Annotated in this window: 7 protein-coding genes; 2 read left to right on the top strand and 5 right to left on the bottom strand. The window is 74.7% G+C overall.

The features are described 5' to 3' along the window. The 5 genes from E2C06_RS34135 to E2C06_RS34155 all read right to left on the bottom strand — a co-directional run. Positions 1-454: OmpA family protein (locus E2C06_RS34135; RefSeq protein ID WP_133293012.1), on the bottom strand; the 454-nt coding region annotated here is incomplete at its 3' end. Beyond that, on the bottom strand, positions 454-1,677 hold the full coding sequence (locus E2C06_RS34140; RefSeq protein ID WP_133293013.1) for a cupin domain-containing protein: 1,224 nt from the start codon (positions 1,675-1,677) through the stop codon (positions 454-456). The genes E2C06_RS34135 and E2C06_RS34140, both read right to left, overlap by 1 nt. Positions 1,678-1,771: 94 nt before the next feature. Further along, positions 1,772-1,993 carry a response regulator gene (locus E2C06_RS34145; RefSeq protein WP_133293014.1) on the bottom strand — a complete coding sequence of 74 codons (222 nt, stop codon included), beginning with the start codon at positions 1,991-1,993 and terminating at the stop codon, positions 1,772-1,774. Between the two features lie 237 nt (positions 1,994-2,230). Further along, complete coding sequence (locus tag E2C06_RS34150; protein WP_133293015.1) at positions 2,231-2,599, bottom strand: hypothetical protein; 369 nt, start codon at positions 2,597-2,599, stop codon at positions 2,231-2,233. Positions 2,600-2,695: 96 nt separating this feature from the next. Further along, positions 2,696-3,412 (bottom strand): Crp/Fnr family transcriptional regulator, encoded by a 717-nt coding sequence (locus E2C06_RS34155; RefSeq protein ID WP_133293016.1) that lies wholly within the window; start codon positions 3,410-3,412, stop codon positions 2,696-2,698. A gap of 277 nt (positions 3,413-3,689) precedes the next feature. Between E2C06_RS34155 and E2C06_RS34160 the strand changes: the two genes are divergently transcribed. Together E2C06_RS34160 and E2C06_RS34165 are read left to right on the top strand one after the other, a co-directional pair. Continuing rightward, complete coding sequence (locus E2C06_RS34160) at positions 3,690-4,115, top strand: response regulator (RefSeq protein WP_133293017.1); 426 nt, start codon at positions 3,690-3,692, stop codon at positions 4,113-4,115. Between the two features lie 120 nt (positions 4,116-4,235). Then, positions 4,236-8,638: NAD-glutamate dehydrogenase (locus E2C06_RS34165; RefSeq protein WP_133293018.1), on the top strand; the 4,403-nt coding region annotated here is incomplete at its 3' end.

Below are 8,638 nucleotides of genomic sequence, written 5' to 3' on the forward strand. Positions count from 1 at the left end.
CGGCGGCCGGCTCCGCCCCCGGCGCGCCGCCCGCCCCGGCCGGCAGCAGCACCACCGTCACGCTGCGCTCCTCCGGCACCGCGCCGCGGGCGAAGGCGGCGCGGCGCGCCTCGGCGCGGATCCGGTCGCGCTCGATGCCGAGCTTCGCCAGCGCGGCCGCGACCTCCCCGGCCCGCTTCGCCGCGAGCTGCAGGCCGGATTGCGCCCCGCCCTCCTGCGGCCCGACATGGCCGAGGACGCAGAGCATGCGCCCCGGCTCGCGCTTCGCCCGCTCCGCCGCCGCGGCCAGGTTGGTGCGGGCGGCCTCGCCCGGGGCCGCCGCGCCCTTGGGGAAAGGGATGGCGAAGACGTCCTCCTCCAGCTGCTCGGCGCCGATGCAGGTGAAGGGGCGCGGCTGGGCCAGGGCGGTGCCGGCGGGCACCAGCATCGCCACCAGGATCAGGGCAGGCAGCATCAGGCGGCCGCCAGCAGGCCGGCATCGCGCAGCCGGGCCAGCAGCGCCGGCGCGTCGACCGCCGGGTGGGCGGCGCGCAGCTCGGGCTCCGCCACGTCGGGCCGGGCGAGGATCCAGCCCGCCGCCTCGGCCTCGGGCGGAGCCAGGGGCAGCGTGCCGCCGGCGGTCTTCAGCACCCATTCGGCGCCGCGCCGCACCGGCTTTGCCCCGGGCGCGATCACCTTCCAGGCCGACGCCTCCGCCTCCGCCTCCCCGGCCGGCGGCGTCGTGCCCAGGCCGCGCGCCGCCAGCAGGTCGTTGCCGCCCCGCGCGAAGTGGTAGTCGGCGACGAAGCGCTCCAGCACCTCCATCACCTTGGGGTCGCGGGCCAGCTCGGCCAGCCTTTGCCCGAGCTGCCCGGCCCGCGTCGTCAGCGCGAACTTCGCCGCCGCCGAGCCGTCCTGCCGTGGCAGCGGCTTGCGGAACTCGGCATCGTACATCGCCCGCTCGTGCAGGATGTTCAGCAGGTCCATCCCGAGCGGCGCATGCAGGCCGAAGGCGACATGCACGCTGGCCGGCGCCTCGGCCAGCGCGTCGTGGTACCAGCCACGCGGCAGGTAGAGCAGGTCGCCGGGCTTCAGCAGCACCTTCTCCCGCAGCTTCCCCTTGGCCTGCTCGTGCTGCGCCTGGCCGGGCGTGCGGAAGACCGGGTTGGCGATCGGCCAGTCGGCGCGGCCTTCCCAGATGTTCCAGGTCTTCTCGCCCTCCACCTGCACCGCCCAGACCTCGTGCGTGTCGTAGTGGGCGGGGAAGGCCTTGTGGCTCTGCCAGGAGATGTAGACGTTGCCCTGCGCCTTGCCGAGCCCGGCTGATTCCAGCGCCTCGGAGACCGCGACGAGGCCGGGGGTCAGGCTGTCGACGTCGTTCAGCACGACGCTGGCGCCGCGCGCCACCCAGTCCCGCACCTTGGCCGCCACGGGCTGCAGCACCTGGGCATTGTCGCGGCTGGTGGCGCGGGTGCAGTACTGCTCGGGCGGCACCGGCGTGCCGTCCATCACCAGCTGCAGCGACTGGCCGGACCAGATATGCGTCATGTCGAGCAGCCGGTTGATCTGCCGCCAGGACAACACATGGGCGAACTTGGCCGCGCCGCCGCGGAGATGCAGCGGCTTGCGGTCGTGGTACTCGGCGAAGAACTGCTCCGGCGACAGCGGCGCCAGCAAGGCGGCGAAGGTCATGCTCATGCGCTGGAAACTAGCCCGCGATCGTCCCGAGAGGAAACACCGAAGGGCCGGATCGCCGGCTCAGCCAAGCCTCGGCAGGTCCTGCACCAACCGCCTAAGCCCTGGAATGCCGGTCTCCGGCGCGTGCCCGCGTCAGCGCGGCGATTGCCGCCGCCGGCTCGTGCGGGTCGAAGGGCTTCTGCAGCACCGGCGCCGCATATCCGGCCTTGACCCGATCGAGCACCCAGCCGGTGGCCACAAGGAACGGCACGCCGGCCTCGGCCAGCCGGTCCGCCGCCGGCACCACCGGGCTGCCGTCGAGGTCGATGTCGAGCACCGCACCGCACCGCTCAGCCCGCCGTCCTGCGCCGCAGCGTCGACCAGCCGCAGCGCCTCGTCGACCGGGGCGGCCGGGCCGAGCACCTCCGCGCCGGCATCGGCCAGCTCGTCCTCGACGACGGGGAGGCGCCGGCGGCTCAGCCGGTCCTTCCGCTCAGGCGGGACGCTCACGGTCATGGAGTTCCTCCTGTCCCGGAGGCTTGCGCAGGCCGGGGCCGCGCTTCTCGGCCTGCGGTCAAGCCGACGGCGAGGCCGCCAGCGGGGCCGGCAGCGGGCCGACGGCCTTCCCCCCTTGCTGCAGGTCGGGAGGCGGGAAGAGCCGCTCGAGCAGGTCCAGCGTCGCGCCGACCAGCGCCTCCCGGTCGCCGGGGCGGCCGGCAAGGCGATGCGGCGTGACGGTTGCCACCTCCCGCAGCAGGGCGAGGTCACGCCGCGCGGGGCGGGACGCGACCTGGCCCAGGGCCAGCAGGGCGGCGCGCGCCGCCTCCCGCGCGGCCGCCAGGGCCAGGCGGGGCGCCTGGCTGTCGAGCGCGAAGCGCGTCACCGCCACGGCCTCAATGATCCGGTCCTGCAGGCTGTCCTGGTGGAAGGGGCCGTTGTCCATGCGGTGCCATCCTTCTCGGCATCTGTCAGGCCTACTCTCCCGGCCGGCGGCTGACAGTCCGGTTCCGCACCATGCACGCCCTTGGCCGCGGCGCGGTCAGCCCGCCTTGCCGAGCAGCCGCTCGTACTCGCGCCGCACCAGGTCGAAGCAATCGCAGGACCCGGCCTCGAGACCGTCGCGGTCGGTGACGAACATCCGGCCTCGCTCGTAGCGGATCAGCCCGGCCCGCTGCAGCGCGCCGGCCGCAACCGTCACCCCGGCGCGGCGGACGCCGAGCATCGTCGACAGGAACTCATGCGTCATCGGGAAGCCGTCGCCGTCCGACCGGTCGTGCGCCATCAGCATCCAGCGCGCCAGGCGCTGCTCGATCTGGTGCCGGCCGTTGCAGGCGGCGGTCTGCGCCACCTGCACGTTGAACGCCAGGGTGTAGCGCAGCAGCAAGGTCCGCAGCGCGGCGTTCTGGTCGAGCGCCTGCCGGAAGGCCTCGGCCGGCAGGCGCAGCGCGGTGCCGCCCGCCTGCACCATCGCCTCGAAGGGGCTACGATCGGTGCCGAGCAGCAGGGGCAGCCCGACCATCCCCTCGCGGCCGACCAGCCCGACCTCGGCCGAATCGCCGCTCTCGAGCATCGTAAGCATCGAGATCCAGCCGGTTTCCGGGAAATGCACGGCGTCGATCGGCTCGTCCGGCGCATGCAGGATCATGCGCGGCGCGAGCTCCACCTGATCCAGCCGCGGGCGGAGCCGGGCGAGGTCATCCGGCGGGAGTGCGGACAACAGGCGGTTGCGGGGGCTGAAGCTGATGGTGGCGCTCATGCGGACCCGATCCTGGCAAGGGGTGCCGGCGGGAGTGCCCGTCTCTCCCAGCCGCCCGCGCCGAGAACTTCAGCGAGCGATGCCCGCCATATGACGACCAGAACGGCCCGCGGTCGGTACGGGACCGCCGCATAACGTCGATTTGAGGGTAATCCGGCCCTTGCCGTGACCGACTCCTGGCCGCTGTACGATTTTGCACGCACCCTCTGGGCGATTCAGGCGTTGCCCTGCAGCTCCTGGTTGCCCCTGGGGCCATGCGGGACGGGGAAATGGGCGGATGCGGATCCTGGTCGTGGAGGACGAGGCGTTGATCGCCCTTCTATTGGTGGAAATCCTGGCGGCGGACGGGCATGAGGTCCTGGGCCCCGCCGCGACGATGGAGCAGGCCCTGGCACTGTGCGAGGACGCGCCGCCGCAGCTGGCGCTGCTCGACATCGGGCTGCGCGACGGCAACAGCGGGGTGGAGGTGGCCCGGGCGTTGCACGGGCGCTGGGGCGTGCCTTCGATCTTCGCCAGCAGCCAGGTCTGCGAGGCACGGCAGGCCAGCGACATCGCGCTCGGCTGCATCCGCAAGCCCTATGCGGTCGAGACCGTGCTCCGCAGCATCGAGGCGGCGCGGGCGGTAATGGACGGCGCCGAGCCGCGCACCCTGGCGCCCTCGAGCCTGCCCAGGGGGTTCGAGATCTACGCCGCCACCGGTTGAGGCCGGCTGCGGTGGGCATGCCGCCGCAACGGCTGCGGTGGCGGCGGCTTGTTCGCGGGCCGCAGTCTCCCGACCTATGATCCGGCCGCCGCCGTGCCGCGCCCGAGGAGACGCCAAGCCATGCCGGACCTGACCTTGCCGGGCGGAGCCCCGCTGGGCGACCCCGCGCGCCAGGAACTGCTCCGCACCGCGGCGGAGGCGCTGGCCCGGCTGGCGCCCGACTTGCCGCCGGCGGCGCTCCGCCTGCTGCACCGGCTGCACGTGGGGGTGCCGACCGCCGAGCTGGCGGGCATCCCGGCCGAGGCCATGGCCGGCGCCGCGGCCAGCCTCTTCGCCCTGGCCGAGGCGCGGCCGCCCGGCCGGGCGCGGGTCCGCGTGCTGCCGCCGGGGCCCGGCCCCGGCCAGGCCGGCGGGCCGCATGCGGTGGCCGAGCTGGTCACCGACGACATGCCCTTCCTGGTGGACAGCGCACTCGGCGCGCTTGCCCGGCAGGGGCGGGTGGTGAGGCAGCTGCTGCACCCCGTCGTCCCGGTGCGGCGCGACCCGGCGGGGCGGCTGCTGGCGCTGGGCGAGCCGGGCGGCGCGCCCGAGAGCATGATGCGCATCACCCTCGGCGCGCAGCCGGCGGCGATGCTGCCGGGCCAGGCCCGCACCGCGCCCGACGACTGGGCCGGGCTGGAAGCGGCGCTGGAGAAAGCGCTGGCCGATGTCCGCCTGGCGGTCAGCGACTTCGAGCGGATGGCCGCGGCGCTGCGCCGGGCGGGGGAGGAGCTGGCGATGGCGCCGCCAGGCTCCGAGCCGGGCGGCATCGCCTTCCTGCGCTGGATGGCCGAGGACAATTTCGTCCTGCTCGGCCACCGCCGCCTGGCGCTGGGGCCGGCGGGCGAGGTCTCGATCCTCGCCGAGGAGAATCTCGGGCTGCTGCGCGACGCGTCGCTGCCGGTCTTCGACGTGCTGCGCGACCCGGCGAAGCTGCCTGCGGCGGTGCGCGCGGCGCTGGCCGAGCCGACGCCGGTGACGGTCGCCAAGGCCAACATGCGCAGCACGGTGCACCGGCCGCAGCATGCCGACGTGGTGGCGACGCGCATCTACGGCCCGGGGGGGCAGGTGGTGGGCGGGCGGCTCTTCCTCGGGCTCTTCGCCGCCGCGGCCTACAACCGCAACCCGCGCAGCATCCCGATGCTGGCGGAGAAGGTCGGCCGCATCCTGACCGCGGCCGGGCTGGACCCGGAGGGGCATGACGGCCGCGCGCTGCGCAACATCCTCGACACCTGGCCGCGCGACGAGCTGTTCCAGGCGCCGGAGGCGGCGATCCTCGACGCGGCGCGGCGGGCGCTCGACCTGCAGATCCGGCCGCGCCCGGCGCTGGTGCTGCGGCCCGACCCCTTCGGGCGCTTCGTCTCCGCCATCGTCTGGCTGCCGCGCGACACCTTCGACACGCGGCTGCGGGAACGGGTGGGGCAGATGCTGGCGCGCGCCTTCGCCGGGCATCTGAGCGCCTTCGCCATTGCCATGGGCGATTCGCCGCTGGCCCGCATCCACTACATCGTCGGCACCGAGCCGGGGCGGGTGCCGCCGGTGGACGGCGCGGTGCTGGAGGCGGCGATCGCTCAGGCCGCGCGCAGCTTCCCCGACCGGCTGGCGGAGGCATTGGCGGCCGAGCGCGGCGAAGGCGGCGCCGCGGCGGCGCTGGCCCGCTGGCGCGACGGCTTCCCCGCGGCCTACCGGGAAACCGCCACGGGCGCCCAGGGCGTTGCCGACCTGGCGCTGGCGGAGCGCGCGCTGGCCGAGGGCAGGCCCGCCGCCGCGCTCGACCGGCCGCCGGGCGCGGCGGGGCTGGTGCTGCGGCTGGCGAGCCCGGGCGGTCCCCTGCCGCTCGCCGATGCGCTGCCGCTCTTCGAAAGCCTCGACCTCAGGGCGATCGAGGAGGTGCCGCACCGGCTGACCGCCGCCGACGGCGCGCAGGTGGTGCTGCACGTCTTCACTCTGGCACCGGCCGCGGCGGTGGAGCCGGCGCGCTTCCCCGCGCTGCTGGCCGCGCTCGGCGCGCTGCTGGACGGCCGGGCGGAGACGGACGGATTCAACCGGCTGGTCTTGCGGGCGGGGCTCGAATGGCGCGAATGCTGGCTGCTGCGGGCGATGTACCGCTGGCTGAAGCAGGTCGGATTCGGCTTCTCCCAGCCGGCGGTGGAGGCGGCGCTGGCCGACCAGCCAAGGGCGGCGCGGCTGCTGCTCGACCTTTTCCATGCCCGCTTCGACCCCGCCGGCGCGCGCGGCGAGGCGGCACTGGCGGCGGATTGGACGGCGCTGCTGGATGCCGTCCAGAACCCGGACGAGGACCGCATCCTGTCCCGCCTGCGCACGCTGCTGGATGCCGTGCTGCGGACCAACTACCACCAGGACAAGCCCTGGCTCTCGCTGAAGATCGACAGCGCCGCGGCGGGCGAGATGCCGAGCCCGCGGCCCTGGCGGGAGATCTTCGTCCACTCGCCGCGGATGGAGGGCACCCACCTGCGCGCCGGCCCGGTCGCGCGCGGCGGCATCCGCTGGTCCGACCGCAGGGAGGACTACCGGACCGAGATCCTCGGCCTGATGAAGGCGCAGCGGGTGAAGAACGTCGTCATCGTGCCGACCGGCGCGAAGGGCGGCTTCATCCTCAAGCACCCGCCGCCGGCCGCGGACCGGGAAGCCTTCATGGCCGAGGGGATCGCCTGCTACCGCACGCTGGTACGCGGCATGCTCGACATCACGGACAACCTGGTGGAGGGGCAGCTCGTGCCGCCGCCGCAGGTGGTGCGGCGCGACGCGGACGACCCGTACCTGGTCGTCGCCGCCGACAAGGGCACCGCGACCTTCTCCGACATCGCCAACGGGCTCGCGGCTGAATACGGCTTCTGGCTGGACGATGCCTTCGCCTCCGGCGGTTCGGCCGGCTACGACCATAAGGGCATGGGCATCACCGCGCGCGGCGCCTGGGTGATGATCGCGCGGCACTTCGCCGAGATGGGACACGACATCTTCGCCCGGGACTTCACCTGCGCCGGCGTCGGCGACATGTCGGGCGACGTCTTCGGCAACGGGCTGCTGATCAGCCGGCACACGAGGCTGGTCGCCGCCTTCGACCACCGGCACATCTTCCTCGACCCGGCGCCCGATGCGGCGACGAGCTTCGAGGAACGCAAGCGGCTTTTCGCCCTGCCGCGCTCCTCCTGGGCCGACTACGACACGGCGAAGATCAGCGCCGGCGGCGGCGTCTTCCCGCGCACGCTGAAGACCGTCCCGCTCTCGCCCGAAGCGCGGGCGCTGCTCGGCATCGAGGCCGAGCGGGCCGAACCCGCGCTGGTGATGCAGGCAATCCTGAAGGCGAAGGTCGACCTGCTCTATTTCGGCGGCATCGGCACCTACGTGAAATCCTCGGCCGAATCCCAGGCCGAGGCCGGCGACCGCGCCAACGACGCGATCCGCGTCGATGGCGACGCGCTGCGGGCGAAGGTGGTGGGGGAGGGCGCGAACCTCGCGGTGACCCAGGCCGGGCGGGTGGACTACGCGCTGACCGGCGGACGCATCAACACCGATGCGCTGGACAACTCGGCGGGCGTCTCGACCAGCGACCACGAGGTCAACATCAAGATCCTGCTGGCCGATGCCGAGGCCACGGGGCTGCTGACCCGCACCCAGCGCGACGCGCTGCTGGCCGAGATGACCGAGGAGGTCGGCCATCTCGTGCTGCGCGACAACCACCAGCAGCATCTGGCGGTGACGCTGGAGGAGCGCGCCGGTGCCGCCGCGCTGCCGGCCCAGGCCATGCTGATGCAGCGGCTGGAGGCGGCCGGGGTGCTGGACCGTTCGGTGGCCGGCCTGCCGGATGCGGCGACGCTCCGCGCCCGCATCGCCGCCGGCGACGCGCTGACCCGGCCCGCCATCTGCGCCCTGCTGCCGCTGGCGAAGCTCTGGCTGCTGGAGGCGGTGGAGGCGAGTCCGCTGCCGGACGACCCGGCCTTCGCGCCGGTGCTCGCGGCCTATTTCCCCCGCGCCCTGCAGGACCGCTTCCCCGAGCTGATCGCCCGGCACCGGCTGCGGCGCGAGCTGGTGGCGACCGCCATTGCCAACGAGGTTGCCAACCGGCTCGGCTGCGCCGGCCTGGCGCGCCTGGCCGCCGAGGCCGGCCCTGCCGCGGCCGCACGGGCTGCCTGGCTGGCCGGGGAGGGCTTCGACCTGCCCGCGGCGGCGGATGCGGCCGATGCCGCCGCCGCCCCGGCCCAGCCCCGGCTCGAAGTGTTGCAGGCCCTGCGCCGGCTGCAGGAGGAGGCGGCGCAGGGCCTGCTCGGCACCGAGGGGCCGGTCGGCGCGGTGCTGGAGACGCTGCGCCCCGGCCTCGCCGCGCTCTCTGCCGGACCGGAGGAGTCGGGCGCCGCCTGGCGCAAGGCCGGGGTGCCGGAGCCGGCCGCGTCGCTGGCCGCCGCCGCGCCGCGCCTGGCGGCCGGGCCGACGGTGCTGCGGCTGGCGGCCGAGACCGGCGCCCC

The organism is Dankookia rubra (assembly GCF_004355005.1).
Lineage (GTDB): Bacteria > Pseudomonadota > Alphaproteobacteria > Acetobacterales > Acetobacteraceae > Paracraurococcus > Paracraurococcus ruber_A.